Raw genomic sequence first — 15,967 nt, forward strand, 5'->3', positions numbered from 1 at the left:
TAGGATCAGTTTGTGGAGGAATATGTCGTGCTCTTCCCTTATTCTAAATGACCGATTATGAACGTGACAAAGTAAACCGGAATATGTCGCGATTTTTGACCCACTACATACGTGACAACGTTTCAGCAAAAGCGAATTCCATGAGAGTACTAAGCCTCTCTTCATCTCCCTTGCGATAGGTATACCCTAACAAGGCCTCAAAGGCCGTACTCATGCGGTATTCTTGTACACTAGCACTTTTCGGAACATGCACATTACTATTGCGAGCCCGTTTTGCCACTAACAACTCTTCCTCTGTTAGACTTGGTTCTAAAGCCTGTAATACTTTCGCTTGTGCTTTTGCATTAATAAATGATGTCACTACATCATGAAGTATTTGTGTTTTTGTAATGCCCGTTTCTACTACGCGATTTCTGATAAATAAAGTATAGACACCGTCACCAATGTAAGCAAGCATAAGAGAGTCCTCTAAAGGACCCTCTCCATTTACTTCTACTTTTACAGCAGATTTTAATTTATCAATTGCCATCGATCGTAGCTGTTTATATCGATTAAAGTTCACGTTTTTTCCACCGTGCCCCTTGCGGAGAATCTTCGATGACGATGCCAATATTTACTAATTCATCACGAATGGAGTCTGCAATACCCCATTGTTTTTGCTCACGAGCACATTGACGAATATTCAAGATGACTTCCATCAATTGATTATATTCTTCGTTACTAGTTTCTTGACCTTTCCAGCCATCTTCTAGCAATCCAAGAATATCTAGCATCATTTTAAAGATCTCTTTAACTTCTCCAATAGTGCTATGGCATACAGTGCCATCACAGCTTTGAACAGATTGGTAATAGATGTTAATTTCCTTTGCCAAACCATAAATTGGTGCTGTTGCTAGCGCTGTATTAAAATCATCGCTCATCGCTGCTTCAAACTCTTCTTTATAGTTACGAGCATTTTTCAATAATTCTGCTGCTTCCAGTTCACACAATCCTTCTGGACGACTTTCTAAGTACAGTAAGTTGTCAATCACGGTTTGGAATCGTTCAATAGCCTTAGTTGCTTCATCTAAGCGTTCATCACTGAAGTCCAATGGACTACGATAGTGTGTGCTCAACAAGAAGAAACGCAATGCATCTGCACTATATTGTTCTAAAATATCTTTCACCAAGAAGAAATTGTTCAAAGATTTACTCATTTTTTCTTGGTTGATTGTAATAAAACCATTATGTACCCAATAGCGTACTGCTGGATGGTGTTCAGAGCATCCTTCAGATTGGGCAATTTCATTTTCATGGTGTGGGAAGATCAAGTCAGATCCACCACCATGGAAATCAAACTCTTCACCTAAATATTTTTGACTCATTGCAGAACATTCAATATGCCAACCTGGGCGGCCTTGTCCCCATGGACTTTCCCAGAATGGTTCCCCTGGTTTCGCCGCTTTCCACAAAGCAAAATCCATAGGATTTTCCTTGCGGTCATCTACATCTACACGAGCACCGGCTTCCATATCATCTAAAGTACGTCCAGATAGTTTGCCATAATGTTCAAATTTTTCTACACGATAGTACACATCGCCATCTACTGCATAGGCATAGCCATTGTCGATTAATGTAGTAATCATGGAAATAATTTCTTCCATATGCGTAGATACGCGAGGATATACATCGGCACGACGCACATGCAGAGCATCCATTACATCATAGTAGGCATCAATATAGCGATCGGAAATTACATTCCATGCCACACCTTCACCATTAGATGTATTGATGATTTTATCATCCACATCTGTAAAGTTTTGAATATATGTCACTTTGTAGCCCACATGGCTCAAATAGCGACGAATGGTATCCCAAGTCACGAAAGGTCGTGCATTACCAATATGAGGATGATTATATGGCGTCACACCGCATACGTAGATACTAACTTCCCCTTCTTTTACAGGTTGAAACACTGATTTTTCGCGGGTCATCGTATTGAAAACTGTCAGTTCTCTCATTAGAAATAGCCTCCTTGTATGCACTTAGCCTAAGCGGCGAAGTACCTTTTCTTTGCCAAATAAGGTAATAATATAATTCAAATCAGGACCATGCATTTGACCTGTGGTAGCGATACGAATTGGCATAAATACAAATTTGCCTTTTAATCCTGTTTCTTTCATAATCGCTTTAATGGCTGCTTTTACAGCATCTGGGGTAATCTCATCCATAGCTTCAATTTTTTCTTTGAAAGCCCCAATTACTATTGGATAGGATTCTTCTGCTTTCACAGCTGCAATCTCTTCTGCATGTTCCGCATCTTCTAAGATATCATCTTGGAAGAACATACCTACTTCATCTACGATTTGCGCACCATAACTAATGTGGTCTTTCACGCAAGTACAAAGCATTGTGAGCCATGCTTGTTCTTCTGCAGATGGACTTTCACTGGCATAACCAGCTTTCATCAAATGAGGCAAGCATAATTCATACAATGCTTCTGGTGTCAATTGTTTCATATAGTTAAAGTTGATGTAGTTCAATTTATCAATGTCAAAAACAGCAGGGTTTTTCGCTACGCGATCCATAGAGAATTTTTGACATAACTCTTCCTTAGTGAATAGTTCTTCCTCACCTTCAGGAGCCCAACCCAATAAGGCCAAGAAGTTCACAATTGCTTCTGGCAAGTATCCCAATTCACGGTATTGTTCTACAGAGGTAGCACCATGACGTTTACTCATTTTTTTGCCATCTTTGCCCATGATTAAGGAAATATGACCAAATGTTGGCACGTCCCAACCTAAGGCTTTATAGATCACGATTTGGCGCGGTGTATTCGATAAATGTTCTTCTGCACGGATTACGTGAGAAATACCCATTGTGTGATCGTCCACCACAACGGCATAGTTATAGACTGGAATCCCATCAGATTTAACGATAACGAAGTCACCAATACCATTTGATTCAAAGGATACATGACCACGAACCATATCGTCAAAAGCTACTGTTTCATGCAATGGAACACGTAAACGAATAGTCGGTTTACGACCTTCTGCTTTGTAGGCAGCTTTTTGTTCTTCTGTTAAGTGATGGCAATGACCATTATACTTTGGAGTTTCACCACGACCTAATTGCTCTTCACGAACTGCATCTAGTTCTTCTTGGGAACAATAGCATTCATAAGCATGACCAGATTCTAATAATTGTTGTGTCACTTTTTCATAAATATCTAAGCGTTCTGTTTGGCGGTATGGCCCTGCTTCACCACCTACGTCAACACCTTCATCCCAATCCATACCAAGCCATTTAAGAGCAGCTTTGATGTTTTCTTCACTTTCACGAGTGGAACGAGCTTGGTCCGTATCTTCCACACGCAATAAGAATGTACCTTGCTCCTTACGAGCTAATAAATAGTTAAATAATGCGGAGCGAGCGCCACCAATATGAAATGGACCGGTTGGACTCGGTGCAAAACGAACTTTCATGAGTTATAACTCCTCTCTTTCATACATTGAAACAACAGCTTGTGCGGCTATACCTTCTGTTCTTCCCAAGGCACCTAACCCTTCATTTGTCGTTGCTTTAATACTAATTCTAGTAACGGGGATACCTAAATCCACGCTTAAATTTTCTTTCATTTGTTCAATATGAGGCTTCAATTTTGGGGCCTCTGCAATGACCATGATATCTGCATTGTAGATTCCAAAATTTGAGTCCTTTAATAATTGTACCACTTTTTCTAATAATAGCCTACTAGAAATCCCTTTGAAAGCATCATCTTCTGGTGGGAAATAGTATCCAATATCTCGGAATCCTGCTGCTCCCAACATAGCATCCATAAGGGCATGAATCAACACATCTGCATCAGAATGCCCATCAGGACCGATAGGACTATCGATAGAGACACCACCTAGCACACAAGGACGTCCCTCTTTAAAACGGTGAATATCATAGCCATAACCAATTCGCATCATCGGTTCTACTCCTAAATATTTTTTTGCTATCATCACATCTTCTGGAACAGTCAGTTTAATATTTCTCCGTTCTCCTTCTACAATGTGAACTTTCTTTCCTTGAAACTCAACCAAAGATACATCATCAGTACCTTGGTAGCCATGTTCCTTCGCATATGCATGCGCTTCAACTAAAATCTTTTTTTGAAACCCTTGGGGCGTTTGCATCGCATATAATTCAGATCGGATCAATGTTTCTTGTACAATTCCCTTCGTATCCACGCGCTTAATCGTATCGACTACTGGAACAGCTGGTACCACAGCACCATGTTTCTTAGTTCCTTCAATCACCCGATGTGCTAATGCTGTGTTCGCCAATGGTCTAGCTCCATCATGTACAAGAACAATATCTGCTGCAGGCGACACTTGTGAAAGTCCAGAAGCTACAGAATCTTGACGCTCAGCACCGCCTAGGATATAGCGTACTGTCCATGGAGCATCCATCGCTTCTACTTGTTCACGAATATGTGTCATTTCATCCTTCGATACAACCACAATCACTTCATCTAAACCATTCCAGCGTTTCATATGATGTAAGTTCCATTGTAACACGGTGTAGTGTCCCAAAGGCATACTTACTTTATTGTCTGTATATCCCATTCTACGGCCTGCACCTGCAGCCAATAAGATACAACTAATCATTTTGACCCTCTCTATTCTTCTGGTTCCTCTACACGAGCAAAGATCATCCGCCCAGCACTCGTTTGTAGTACAGATGTAACAGTAGCATCTACGACTTGATCCACATAGTCCACACCATTTTCTACTACAATCATAGTACCATCGTCTAAGTAAGCAATCCCCTGATGTGGCTCTTTACCTGCTTTAATTATATGGACGGATAATGTTTCACCCGACATCATTCTAGGTTTTATGGCATTGGCAAGATCATTTAAATTCAATACAGATACGCCTTGCAAAGTAGCTATTTTATTCAAATTAAAGTCATTCGTAATCAGTTTCCAACCTTTATCTATACTTAATCGGATTAACTTTAAATCTACTTCTTGCATGTCATCATAATCGAAGTCCACTATCTCCATCGAGTTTTCTAACTCTTCCCGCATGGATTGCAACAAATCTAATCCTCTTCTACCACGATTCCGCTTTAATGTATCAGAAGAATCTGAAAGCTTTTGTAACTCTTCTAGTACAAATACAGGCACTGCAAAAGGTCCTTCCAGAAATCCAGTTTTTACAATATCCATAATCCGACCATCAATCACAACAGATGTATCTAACACTTTTGTAGCTCCTTTGTAGGATTGTGGACTCACCTCTTTTTTTGTAGGTTCACTCTTCTTGCGTAGACCTCGGAATGTATAAGATACCATCGCTTTATACAAATCTGGGCCTTTATCCATGCCTAAACGAATCCCAATATAGCCTAGAACAGCACTGAGAGCAATAGGTAAGTATGAGCCAATAATTGGTACTCTCTCAAAAGCCATACCAATTAAATTAGCAATTATGAGTCCAAATAATAATCCTATTGTGCCAGCCACTAATTGTTGACTAGGAACTCGACTTAAAATACGTTCAATTTGTTTTGCGATTGTTAACCCTACACGTAGTATATATTTAGAAACTAAATACCCAATCATGGCAGCTATTAATGTTCCTATCGTATAGTACAAAATCATGATGATCGATATACCAAATGCACCCATCTGTAATATCTTTTCATCCCATAGGGAAAGTATAAGCGTAGATAGTGCATCAGCGCCAACATAGCCTATACTACCAAATAGAATAGCAATAGCATAACGTAATAATTTATAAATCATAGGGTCACCTCCTCTTTACTATAAAAGTATACCATGCCCATGTATAATTCTCATGAATCGTAATTATAAAAACTACACGGATGCTTAAAAGATGCTTTTCATCACTTCTTGAATGCTGGTAACACCTTGTATTGTGATTCCCTCTTGTATTCCTTTTAGTTGTTTTACATTACCTGCTGGAATAATAAACTGCTTGAATCCCAGTTTCTTAGCCTCTGCAATACGCTGCTCAATCCGTGGAATACTACGGATATTGCCGGTTAATCCAACTTCTCCAAGAATGACCATATCAGATGGTACTGGTTTATTTTTTAAGTTAGAAATAATGGCCACTGCCATGGCTAAGTCGCAGGCTGGTTCGTTCACTTTCAAACCACCAATGATAGTCACATACACATCTTTATTCCCTAATGTAAACCCACATCGTTTTTCTAATACAGCCAATATTAAAATAAGCTTATTTAAATCATAACCGATGGCTGTTCGTCTAGGCATACCAAATGCTGTAGACACAACTAAACTTTGCACCTCTACTAGAATCGGTCGAACTCCTTCTAAATAGGCCATTATAGCAGATCCAGTTTCCTCTTCCGATCGTTCTGCTAATAGCGTTGCTGATGGATTTAATAACTCTCCCAAGCCTTCTTCTTCCATGGTAAATAATCCAGATTCAGAAGTAGAACCAAATCGATTCTTAATCCCCCGTAAAATACGGAATTGATAGGATCGTTCTCCTTCAAAATACAATACCACATCCACCATATGCTCCAGCATGCGAGGTCCTGCTATGGTACCATCTTTTGTAACATGGCCAATGATGATGACTGGAATATCTTGATCTTTTGCAAAGCGTAACAATCTAGCTGTACATTCACGAACTTGGCTAACGCTACCAGGTGCAGACTCTACAGAACCTACATACATAGTTTGGATAGAATCTATGACAAGTAGCATAGGTTGACTTCGTTTTGCCTCATTCAATATAGTATCTAAATTAGTTTCCGCTTGTACCAATAGGTTAGAAGAGTTAATACCTAGTCGATGAGCTCTAAGCTTCAACTGCATATCCGATTCTTCTCCAGAAGCATATAAAACTTTGCCAGAATCTTCTGCAATACGTCCAGAGACTTGTAATAATAAGGTAGACTTACCAATTCCTGGGTCACCACCAAGCAAAATCAATGCTCCTGGTACAATACCTCCACCTAATACTCGGTCAATCTCTCCATAGCCTGAGGTGATTCTCGCAATCGCTCCTACTTCAATGTCCGTCAATGCTTTAGGCTTATTCTCTTCATCTTGTACTGGTCGATAGGAAGCTACATGTTTTGTTTTTACCTCTGGTTGTAGTTCTTCTTCTACAGCTGTATTCCAAGCTCCACACGCCGTACAGCGACCAAACCATTTCGATGACTCATTACCACATTCGGAGCAGAAAAAAACTGTTTTCTTTTTTGCCATATATACCCTTTCTATATGAAAATAATGCGCGTCACTGAAAAGAAACGCGCACTACTCTTTGGGCAACACCGTTTATTTCGTACCGAAAATACGATCTCCCGCATCACCAAGACCAGGTAAGATATATCCATGGTCATTTAATTTTTCATCTAATGCAGCCACATAGATGCGTACGTCAGGATGCGCTTTATTCACAACTTCTACACCTTCTGGCGCTGCGACTAGACACATTAATTGAATTTCTTTAGCACCTTTTTCTTTCAATAAAGAAATTGCTGCCGCTGCACTACCACCTGTAGCCAACATAGGATCAGTAACAATAATGCGACGTTCCGATAAGTCAGATGGTAATTTGCAATAATATTCTACTGGTTGCAACGTTTCTGGATCACGATACATTCCCACATGACCCACTTTTGCCATCGGCATTAATTCTAACAAACCATTGACCATACCAAGGCCTGCACGAAGAATAGGAACGATACCTACTTTTTTACCTGCAATTTGTTTGCCAATTGCTTCTACAAGAGGAGTTTGTACTTTTACATCTTCTAGTGGCAAATCACGAGTGATTTCATAGCCCATTAACAAAGCAATTTCTTCTAATAATTCGCGAAAATCTTTTGTACCTGTATCTACGGAGCGAATCAACGTTACTTTGTGTTGAATCAATGGATGTGTCATTACATTTACGTTCATAATAGTTACTTCCTTTTCTTAATTACGCATACATTGGATACTGTTTGCAAAGCTTAGCTACACGTTGTTTAGCTTCTTCTTGAGCCTCTGTATCCTCTGGACGTTTAAGAACTAATGCAATAATACTTGCAATTTCTTTCATATCCTCCGCATTTAGACCACGTGTTGTTAATGCTGGTGTACCTAGACGGATACCCGATGTAACAAATGGGCTTTCAGGATCGAAAGGAATTGTATTTTTATTACATGTAATCCCTACTTCATCTAAGATATGCTCTGCTACTTTGCCAGTTAAACCAACTGTGCGCAAATCCACTAACAATACATGTGTATCAGTACCACCAGAAACGATAGTAAACCCTTCTTGTTGCAATGCATTAGCCAATGTTTGTGCATTCACAATCACCTGTTTAGCATATTCTTTAAATTCTGGCTGTAATGCTTCACCAAATGCCACTGCTTTAGCTGCAATGACATGCATCAAAGGGCCACCTTGAATACCAGGGAAGATAGATTTATCAATCGCTTTAGCATATTCTTCTTTGCACATAATCATACCCCCACGTGGTCCGCGTAATGTTTTATGTGTTGTTGTCGTTACAATATCAGCATATTCCACTGGATTTGGATGTAACCCTGCCGCTACTAATCCTGCAAAGTGTGCCATATCTACCATAAAAATAGCGCCTACTTCATGAGCGATATCTGCCATAGTTTTAAAATCGATTTGACGGGAGTAAGCACTGCCACCACCGATGATCATTTTAGGCTTATGCTCTTGAGCAATTTTTCGCATTTCATCATAATCAATGCGACCTGTTTCTGCATCTACGCCATATGGAATAATATTAAAATACTTACCAGATACATTCACTGGAGACCCATGTGTTAAATGTCCACCATGGGCTAAATTCATACCCATAATCGTGTCGCCTGGTTCCAATAATGCAAAGTACACACCAAAGTTCGCTTGGGAACCAGAATGTGGTTGTACATTTACATGTTCAGCCCCGAATAGTTGCTTCGCTCTTTCAATAGCCAACTCTTCTACCATGTCGACATATTCACATCCACCATAATAGCGTTTGTGTGGATATCCTTCTGCGTATTTATTTGTCAATACGCTACCTTGTGCTTCCATCACAGCTTGAGACACAAAGTTTTCCGATGCAATCATTTCTAATTTGTTGCGTTGACGACCCAACTCTAATTCAATCATTTCTTGAACTTTTGGGTCCTGCTGTTTTACATAGCTCATGGTAACCTCCTGTGAAAGAAACATTTTAATCTATCTTTTATTATAGTAATAATCACAGTCTTTTGCAAGGTAATTTAGGGAATAACCTTGGCTGTTACCAAAATATATAATTCAACTTCATCCTTCGTTTTTCGACTGTGCTGAAATAGTTTTCCCAGTAACGGGATATCGCCCAAAATAGGAACTTTCTGCCACTGATGCATAGTTCTCCTATCCATCAATCCCCCAATCACTAGCGTTTGTCCATTGGGTATCTGTACCCTAGTTTTAGCCTGTCGTGTGGTGATTCGATAGGCTTTCATTTCTGGCACTAATGTGGGATTACTGACTTCTGCCTCAATCACGGTATCAATTCGATTGTCTTTCACTATGAATGGTTTACATTGCAATCGTATGCCTGCCTCTTCATACTGCGTACTAATGCGAGAAACTCCATTTTGTATAGACTCCACTGTCACTGGTACTCGTTCTCCAATTAATATACGAGCTTCTTCACCATTCATCGTTACGATACTAGGTCTTGCTATTAAGGCCATACGACTGTTCCCTTCCTTCGCCATCACATCTGGATGGGCTAAGAAAGAATACTGCGTGCCACTAGGCATATAGCCAATATGAAGATTGCCCTGCTGGAGACTGGCCTTTTTAGAATGAGTACTAGAGGAACTACCATCTTGTAATCCAGGGAATGACCATTGTACCCCTAGTTCTTTTGCATATCCTTTTTCCATCGCTAACACAGCCACATCCAATTGTACCTGTTTCGGTGTACTTTGCCAATTAGACAGCAACTTCTCTACTTCTAAAATCTCATGTACTGTTCCATAATATATGACCTCATTCGTGGCGCTCATGACTTGTATATGCTCTTTGGGGACAACAGTTTGTATTAATTGCTGCAGCTCTTCTGGCGTCGATGTGTCGGCCACAACCCTGCGAATATGCCTTTGATCTTGCTTCATTCCTTCCACAACAAGCGTTCCTTGATCATCATGCACTAAAAATCCTAATCGTTGCCCTAGCTTTTGTATGGCCACAGTTCCATTTTTCTCTTTCACTTGTAAGGATACATTCCCTTCTAACCCTTCTAAGCCCACTACTGAAAGCCCTTCTGTTCTCGCTATAGTCTGCACTAAGGTTTTTAGGGGCATATCTTTCGCCACCAGTTGAATTTCTTTTCCCTGCACAGTACAGAACATACAAAATACAAAGGTCATAACATACATAATTACTATTCTAACCATCGTACTTCCCCCCTATCTTTTATAGATACTCGCATCGATTCAATAGCAACAACTTGAACACCATCAATCACTTCTTGTACCCCTACTATATGTGTTATCCCATCAATCGACAACACTGCCAAAGGGATATTCCCTTGTACAATACCTAACAACTGAACTGTATGAGATACTTGCTTAGATGGTTGTATAGCCCTTTCAGAATGAGCATCCGACATACCAGTATCCCCCTCGGATAATCGACTCCGATGAGTCCCATGAAACTTTCTTCTCTCTTTATGATCTACATTATGTACCTCCTCATTGTCCTTATCTCTTTCCTCCTCTTCCTTATCTCGCATTGGCATGTTAGAAGCAAAACTATCTACTAAAGGATACGCTCGAATCACATTACGAACGGGGTATACCAAAGATGCCTGACTTTCTGTCTCATTTGTAGTATCCTTATTTCTATGCTTTTTACTCTCTTTTTTATGTGTATCATGATTCTTCTCACTTTTTTTATTTGTCTGCATTGCATCTAACTCTTCTTCCTTTGCTTGTTGTACAGGACTACGCAAACTTTCTACTTCTGACCACGCTGACTCTCTCCAACCTAGATAGCAAATGAGGCATAATAAAACGGTCGTCCCTAGAACGAGACGACCGTGTATACGTACATAAGTTACTATTCGATTGTAGAGGTCTTTCACAGATGATACTTTCATCATGCCCTCCTAGATATGATCAATATCCTTTTGGATGTAATTGATGCCAATTCCAAGCATCACGAATAACTTCTTTTACTGTACTATGAACTGGTTTCCAACCAAGTTTTGAATGAATTTTTTCTGAGGATGCAATTAAAGTGCCAGGATCCCCTGCACGACGATCTCCATAATCAACACGGAAATCAACGCCTGTTACTTCTTTCGTAGCTGCTACAATTTCATTTACACTGAATCCATTACCGGAGCCTAAATTGAACACATCCGACTCGCCACCATTGTACAAGTATTCCATAGCTAGAATGTGAGCCGATGCTAAATCATTGACATGCACATAATCACGCACGCAAGTGCCATCTGCCGTATCATAGTCTGTACCAAATACAGTGATAGATTCACGTTTTCCTAATGCCGCATCGATAATCAGAGGAATCAAATGCGTTTCTGGCGTATGATCCTCCCCAATTTCACCTGATGGATCTGCTCCTGCTGCATTGAAATACCGCAAGGCTACAAATTTAAACCCATAAATCTTACTGTAATCACGAAGCATATCTTCAATCATCAATTTTGTCCGACCATACACATTGGTAGGATTCCATTTCGCATCCTCTGTGATAGGAACTACTTCTGGTTCACCATACACAGCCGCTGTAGAGGAGAACACTAACCGATTCACACCATGTTTACGAGCTGTTTCTACCAAGCGGTAAGAACCTACTACATTATTTTCATAATAAATGGATGGATTCGCCATAGATTCCCCTACTTGGGAATGGGCTGCAAAGTGCATAATACCATCGATATGATGCTTTTCAAGAACCTCTCCTAATTTAGGATTTACAATATCCATTTCGTAGAAAGGGACTCCTTGAGGAATGGATTCTACATGACCTCTAGATAAATTATCCACAATCACCACTTGATGCCCTGCTCCCAATAAAGCACGCACTGTATGGCTGCCAATATAACCTGCGCCACCTGTCACTAAAATATTCATTCTTACTTCTCCTATGCTTTTGAAAGTTTTGGACCCAATAGTTTTTTATACACTTCTACACCTGGTTGATTGAAAGCATCTACTCCTGCCAACTGACCTTCAAAATAGATAGCCCAGCACATAGTGAACATCAATTCACCAAGGTGGAACGCATTCATTGTTGGCACTTGATATCTTCCATTGAATCGACCGTCACTAGCCAATGATTCCGCATTGGATGCTAGCGCCGCACGATTAATAAATCCTAAATCAAGACCAGCCAAGGCTTCTAATTTACTATATTGATCGTACATGTGAGGCACTGTTAACGATACATGCCAATCTTCTACGTCTACAAAGGAAACTACTTTATCATAGCGACCTTCTTGATGTTCTTGCGTTTGAGCATGCATATCCGTAGTTCCTACAGCCACTACCGGAGTACGTCCATAATGACCAGATTTGTCAGCTTTTTCTTTACCCAAGGATTCTGCCAGTAATTGTACATACCACTCAGATAAGGATTTCAATCGATCTGCATATGGCATAAACACTTCAATATGACGACCATATCGTTCAGAACCAATATATTTTAATACGGCACTTAATAAAGCTGGATTCTTCCACACATCTTCGCTTTGAGCAGCCTTATCAGCAGCTTTAGCGCCGTCTAAATAAGCGCGAATATCAAAGCCTAATAACGCTCCAATCACAAGACCCACTTCAGAGAATACAGAGAAGCGACCGCCAATTCCATCAGAAACAGCAAAGATGGAATCACCCCAGCCTTCTGCAACAGCTAATTTATGAAGTAAGGTTTCTTTTTCATCAGATCGAGGATCTGTGACAACTACAACTTCATAATCGATCATAGCTACTTCTAACGCTTCCTTCACAATCATAAAGTTTGTCATTGGTTCAATCGTAGATCCAGATTTAGAAATCAACACCAATAGTACTTTATAATTATTAGGTACATGAGCATGGTCTTCTAGAAATTGTTGTTCTTTCCATTCTCGTTGTAATTGCTTAATCAACTCTTGTGTACGAACAGGATCTACATTATTGCCACTGAAGTACATACGAGGACGATGGTTTCGTTCTTCATCTGTCATAGAGTTCCAAAACTCTCCACAATGTACATCAAATAACACCTTGCCCCCTAAGAAGGAGCCTCCGATGCCAAAACTAACTACCGTGCTCACTTGCTTAGAAGCTAACACCTCTAAACGAGCCATCACATCTGGATTATTGATATGACCTTCTACTACATATGGCAACTGCGGAAATAATACTAACTCAGGTTCTCCATCTTTAGATAAATGACCTTTCACTACACCATTATGACGAGTTTCTTTGGCCGCCTCTAGCGCTTCGGAAATAGCAGGACCTAATTGTTGTACATCTGTTTCAGTGATACCACCTGGTAACATCATATTCGTATAATCATAGACAAAACCGGATTCTAATTGAACTTGTTTCATAAATTCCTCCTATACAGGGTATGATTTAATTTGTATCTTTATTGTACATCAAAACTAGGATAGATAAAAGGAAATATCCATAAATTTCCTAACAGTGTTACTTTTTCAGGATCGCTTTTCTAGCCAGTGCATCTGCTCGATCATTATAGTGTATGCCAGAATGGGCTTTTACCTTGTGAAAGTCGATACGAATCTGAGAAGCCCACTCTTTCATCATCGTTGCATAACTTTTCGTTAAAGGATTATTTGTTTTCCATCGACCGGTAGCCCACATTTCAATCCCCATATAATCGTAATACAAGGAGCATGACGTATATTGGTGATCAATAGCATACTTTACCACATGCAAGGCAGCCAATAATTCTCCAGATACATTCCAATATTCCACGTACTTAGGGTCCGTTGTAGCCAGAGAAAATTCAATCTCTTTCTCTCCTACCAACATAACACCGCCACTGCCTACCATGCCCAACTTCTTGTCGAAACTACCATCGATAAACGCACGTAGATCACACGTATCATAGTCTAACATAGATTGTACATCCTCTATGTTTCTTTGTTTATTTTGCGAAGGGCGATTATCAGAAAAATAGTCTTGCAAGGATATACCCTCTTTTACTTGTTTTTCATCACGACACACATGACTGGATTGTTTGGTAGATGCAACTTGACGTCCCACAAAATTCTCTGCTTCCTCTTTTGTAGAAAATGACTTATATTGCGCTCCTGAATAGCCTTTTACCTGCGCTTCGCAATCTGCCCAAGTAGTATAAATCCCCACATTTCGTCCCACCCGAACTGCGTAATATTTCTTTGCCATAGTTACCCCATTGTAAGAGGAGCTACTGTCCCCTCAACGACTGTTATCAATGATCTAGGTTCTACCTGTACCTGCATTCCACGCAATCCAGCACTTACATATACAGAAGAGATATGTTCAATACTGGCATCAAAGAAAGTAGGAAATGCTTTCTTCATACCTAATGGTGAACACCCCCCTCGCAAGTATCCTGTTAATGGCAACAATTCTTTCACGGCTATCAGTTCCACCGATTTATTGCCACTCACACGAGCAGCCTGTTTCATATCCAGCTCACCCTCTACAGGGATGCAAAATACTACATGACCCGTCACATTTCCTTTACCTACCAATGTTTTAAATACTTGTTCGGCTGGTATCTGCAAGGATTCCACCACATGAACACCTGCTGCCTGTTCCTCAGACCATTCATACGTAAACACTTCATAAGGAATATGATGTGTGTCTAAAATACGCAAGGCATTTGTTTTTTTATGTCCTTTTTTACTCATACTGCCTCCTATTTATTGGTGATCTTCGAGATATTTTTTAACTCGATCTTTAATGTGCCATTTTCATTGGTGGAGATTTCAATAAACTCTCGATCATTCATGTATTCAACTGGGAAAGAAATTTCAATACCTGTATCTGTTTTAATCTTGTGTTGTTTCCCCATTTTAGTAGCATAGGTACGGCTCACTGGTAATGGTTCTAATAAATCTTCTTCTGCTAGCTCTTTCATAGCTGCTTCGCGTTGTATAGGATTGGATCCAAATACGTGTTCAATAATATGGCGAGCTTCTAAGGTATCTGATACTTCTGCATTTTTGGCGAGTAGTTCCTTCGTTTTCGCCATAGCTGCTACACCATCTTGCTCATGAGCTTTAGAAATGCGGTCTACTACAGTTCGCACTTTTTTTACTGTATCTTTAGACGATGGATTCATCGTGACCTGAAAGATTCTCTCTTCCAAAAAGTGCATTTTTTCTCCATCATATTCACCTTTAGGTTCAAACAAACGAATCGACATATCCGACAGTTTAATACTTACAAAGGCGTACAGTTTTTGTGTGACTGTAGGTAACACAACTCGATGTTCTACTAGTTTTGTAGCTAAGGAACCATCTTCCTCTGAATATAAATGGTGTGTATATCCATCATGAGCTTTACATAATAATATACAAAGGTAAGGCTGCTCTCCTTGTGCTTCGCAAACAATCATATCTAGTACACAAGGGTCCATGGCTTGTGCCATATAGGTAAATAACGTTTCCCCTAGCTCTTTACCAAAGTCAACAAGTTTGATCTCTTTATCATGGAATTGTTGCACCTTTCGGCCCCATGGAGTATGTGAAGAAATATATCCTGTTCTAGCACTTGGATCTTGTAAAGCTTTCATGACATGCATTTCTAAATAACTTTGTATTTCTGGCTCTTCAATGTCCATCGTATGATCCGAATAGGCTGCCATAGAAGATGTAAAATCAAACACTTCTAATACTGCTGCATTAATTTGCATAGTTCCTCCTCAATAACAAAGAGCTTTGCCAGTGACAAAGC

The 15,967-nt window shown here is 39.9% G+C and carries 15 protein-coding genes; all 15 read right to left on the bottom strand.

Going from position 1 to position 15,967, the window contains the following annotated elements:
- Positions 1 to 103: 103 nt before the first annotated feature.
- The 15 genes from EO122_RS00550 to EO122_RS00620 all read right to left on the bottom strand — a co-directional run bounded on the left by EO122_RS00550 (position 104) and on the right by EO122_RS00620 (position 15,926).
- Entirely contained in the window at positions 104 to 562 is a 459-nt protein-coding gene (locus EO122_RS00550) for a Mini-ribonuclease 3 (RefSeq protein ID WP_164725917.1), read from the bottom strand.
- A complete protein-coding gene (gene cysS, locus EO122_RS00555; RefSeq protein WP_127008906.1) occupies positions 552 to 2,000 on the bottom strand; it encodes a cysteine--tRNA ligase in 1,449 nt (482 codons plus the stop codon). Before cysS ends, EO122_RS00550 begins: the two co-directional genes overlap by 11 nt.
- Before the next feature lie 24 nt (positions 2,001 to 2,024).
- Positions 2,025 to 3,464, bottom strand: a complete 1,440-nt coding sequence (gene gltX, locus EO122_RS00560) for a glutamate--tRNA ligase (RefSeq protein ID WP_127008907.1) — start codon at positions 3,462 to 3,464, stop codon at positions 2,025 to 2,027.
- A gap of 3 nt (positions 3,465 to 3,467) precedes the next feature.
- A complete protein-coding gene (gene ispD, locus EO122_RS00565; protein ID WP_127008908.1) occupies positions 3,468 to 4,634 on the bottom strand; it encodes a 2-C-methyl-D-erythritol 4-phosphate cytidylyltransferase in 1,167 nt (388 codons plus the stop codon).
- A gap of 11 nt (positions 4,635 to 4,645) precedes the next feature.
- On the bottom strand, positions 4,646 to 5,779 hold the full coding sequence (locus EO122_RS00570) for a PIN/TRAM domain-containing protein (RefSeq protein WP_127008909.1): 1,134 nt from the start codon (positions 5,777 to 5,779) through the stop codon (positions 4,646 to 4,648).
- Positions 5,780 to 5,863: 84 nt separating this feature from the next.
- Entirely contained in the window at positions 5,864 to 7,240 is a 1,377-nt protein-coding gene (radA, locus tag EO122_RS00575) for a DNA repair protein RadA (protein WP_127008910.1), read from the bottom strand.
- 72 nt (positions 7,241 to 7,312) lie between these two features.
- Positions 7,313 to 7,939 (bottom strand): uracil phosphoribosyltransferase, encoded by a 627-nt coding sequence (upp, locus tag EO122_RS00580; RefSeq protein WP_126937399.1) that lies wholly within the window; start codon positions 7,937 to 7,939, stop codon positions 7,313 to 7,315.
- Positions 7,940 to 7,961: 22 nt separating this feature from the next.
- Entirely contained in the window at positions 7,962 to 9,197 is a 1,236-nt protein-coding gene (glyA, locus tag EO122_RS00585) for a serine hydroxymethyltransferase (protein ID WP_127008911.1), read from the bottom strand.
- A gap of 74 nt (positions 9,198 to 9,271) precedes the next feature.
- Positions 9,272 to 10,441 (bottom strand): type II secretion system protein GspD, encoded by a 1,170-nt coding sequence (locus EO122_RS00590; protein WP_127008912.1) that lies wholly within the window; start codon positions 10,439 to 10,441, stop codon positions 9,272 to 9,274.
- Positions 10,429 to 11,148, bottom strand: coding sequence for a hypothetical protein (locus tag EO122_RS00595; RefSeq protein WP_127008913.1), 720 nt, complete (start codon positions 11,146 to 11,148; stop codon positions 10,429 to 10,431). Before EO122_RS00595 ends, EO122_RS00590 begins: the two co-directional genes overlap by 13 nt.
- A 16-nt stretch (positions 11,149 to 11,164) precedes the next feature.
- Positions 11,165 to 12,145 carry a UDP-glucose 4-epimerase GalE gene (gene galE / locus EO122_RS00600; protein ID WP_127008914.1) on the bottom strand — a complete coding sequence of 327 codons (981 nt, stop codon included), beginning with the start codon at positions 12,143 to 12,145 and terminating at the stop codon, positions 11,165 to 11,167.
- 11 nt (positions 12,146 to 12,156) lie between these two features.
- On the bottom strand, positions 12,157 to 13,608 hold the full coding sequence (locus EO122_RS00605) for a glucose-6-phosphate isomerase (RefSeq protein WP_127008915.1): 1,452 nt from the start codon (positions 13,606 to 13,608) through the stop codon (positions 12,157 to 12,159).
- Positions 13,609 to 13,705: 97 nt separating this feature from the next.
- Positions 13,706 to 14,428: a viroplasmin family protein gene (locus EO122_RS00610; RefSeq protein WP_127008916.1), complete on the bottom strand. Its 723-nt coding sequence runs from the start codon at positions 14,426 to 14,428 to the stop codon at positions 13,706 to 13,708.
- 2 nt (positions 14,429 to 14,430) lie between these two features.
- Positions 14,431 to 14,919 carry a Cys-tRNA(Pro) deacylase gene (ybaK, locus tag EO122_RS00615; protein WP_127008917.1) on the bottom strand — a complete coding sequence of 163 codons (489 nt, stop codon included), beginning with the start codon at positions 14,917 to 14,919 and terminating at the stop codon, positions 14,431 to 14,433.
- Between the two features lie 8 nt (positions 14,920 to 14,927).
- On the bottom strand, positions 14,928 to 15,926 hold the full coding sequence (locus EO122_RS00620) for a nucleoid-associated protein (RefSeq protein ID WP_127008918.1): 999 nt from the start codon (positions 15,924 to 15,926) through the stop codon (positions 14,928 to 14,930).
- Positions 15,927 to 15,967 lie beyond the last annotated feature (41 nt).

It is taken from the genome of Veillonella sp. CHU110, from assembly GCF_003992255.1.
In the GTDB taxonomy this organism is placed as follows: domain Bacteria; phylum Bacillota; class Negativicutes; order Veillonellales; family Veillonellaceae; genus F0422.

What these genes read in the sequence shown, in the direction of transcription:
- ybaK (WP_127008917.1), bottom strand. Translation starts at nt 14,919, where the DNA reads ATGAGTAAAAAAGGACATAAAAAAACAAATGCCTTGCGTATTTTAGAC.
- gltX (WP_127008907.1), bottom strand. Translation starts at nt 3,464, where the DNA reads ATGAAAGTTCGTTTTGCACCGAGTCCAACCGGTCCATTTCATATTGGT.
- upp (WP_126937399.1), bottom strand. Translation starts at nt 7,939, where the DNA reads ATGAACGTAAATGTAATGACACATCCATTGATTCAACACAAAGTAACG.
- cysS (WP_127008906.1), bottom strand. Translation starts at nt 2,000, where the DNA reads ATGAGAGAACTGACAGTTTTCAATACGATGACCCGCGAAAAATCAGTG.
- EO122_RS00595 (WP_127008913.1), bottom strand. Translation starts at nt 11,148, where the DNA reads ATGATGAAAGTATCATCTGTGAAAGACCTCTACAATCGAATAGTAACT.
- EO122_RS00605 (WP_127008915.1), bottom strand. Translation starts at nt 13,608, where the DNA reads ATGAAACAAGTTCAATTAGAATCCGGTTTTGTCTATGATTATACGAAT.
- EO122_RS00610 (WP_127008916.1), bottom strand. Translation starts at nt 14,428, where the DNA reads ATGGCAAAGAAATATTACGCAGTTCGGGTGGGACGAAATGTGGGGATT.
- ispD (WP_127008908.1), bottom strand. Translation starts at nt 4,634, where the DNA reads ATGATTAGTTGTATCTTATTGGCTGCAGGTGCAGGCCGTAGAATGGGA.
- EO122_RS00620 (WP_127008918.1), bottom strand. Translation starts at nt 15,926, where the DNA reads ATGCAAATTAATGCAGCAGTATTAGAAGTGTTTGATTTTACATCTTCT.
- EO122_RS00590 (WP_127008912.1), bottom strand. Translation starts at nt 10,441, where the DNA reads ATGGTTAGAATAGTAATTATGTATGTTATGACCTTTGTATTTTGTATG.
- radA (WP_127008910.1), bottom strand. Translation starts at nt 7,240, where the DNA reads ATGGCAAAAAAGAAAACAGTTTTTTTCTGCTCCGAATGTGGTAATGAG.
- EO122_RS00570 (WP_127008909.1), bottom strand. Translation starts at nt 5,779, where the DNA reads ATGATTTATAAATTATTACGTTATGCTATTGCTATTCTATTTGGTAGT.
- galE (WP_127008914.1), bottom strand. Translation starts at nt 12,145, where the DNA reads ATGAATATTTTAGTGACAGGTGGCGCAGGTTATATTGGCAGCCATACA.
- glyA (WP_127008911.1), bottom strand. Translation starts at nt 9,197, where the DNA reads ATGAGCTATGTAAAACAGCAGGACCCAAAAGTTCAAGAAATGATTGAA.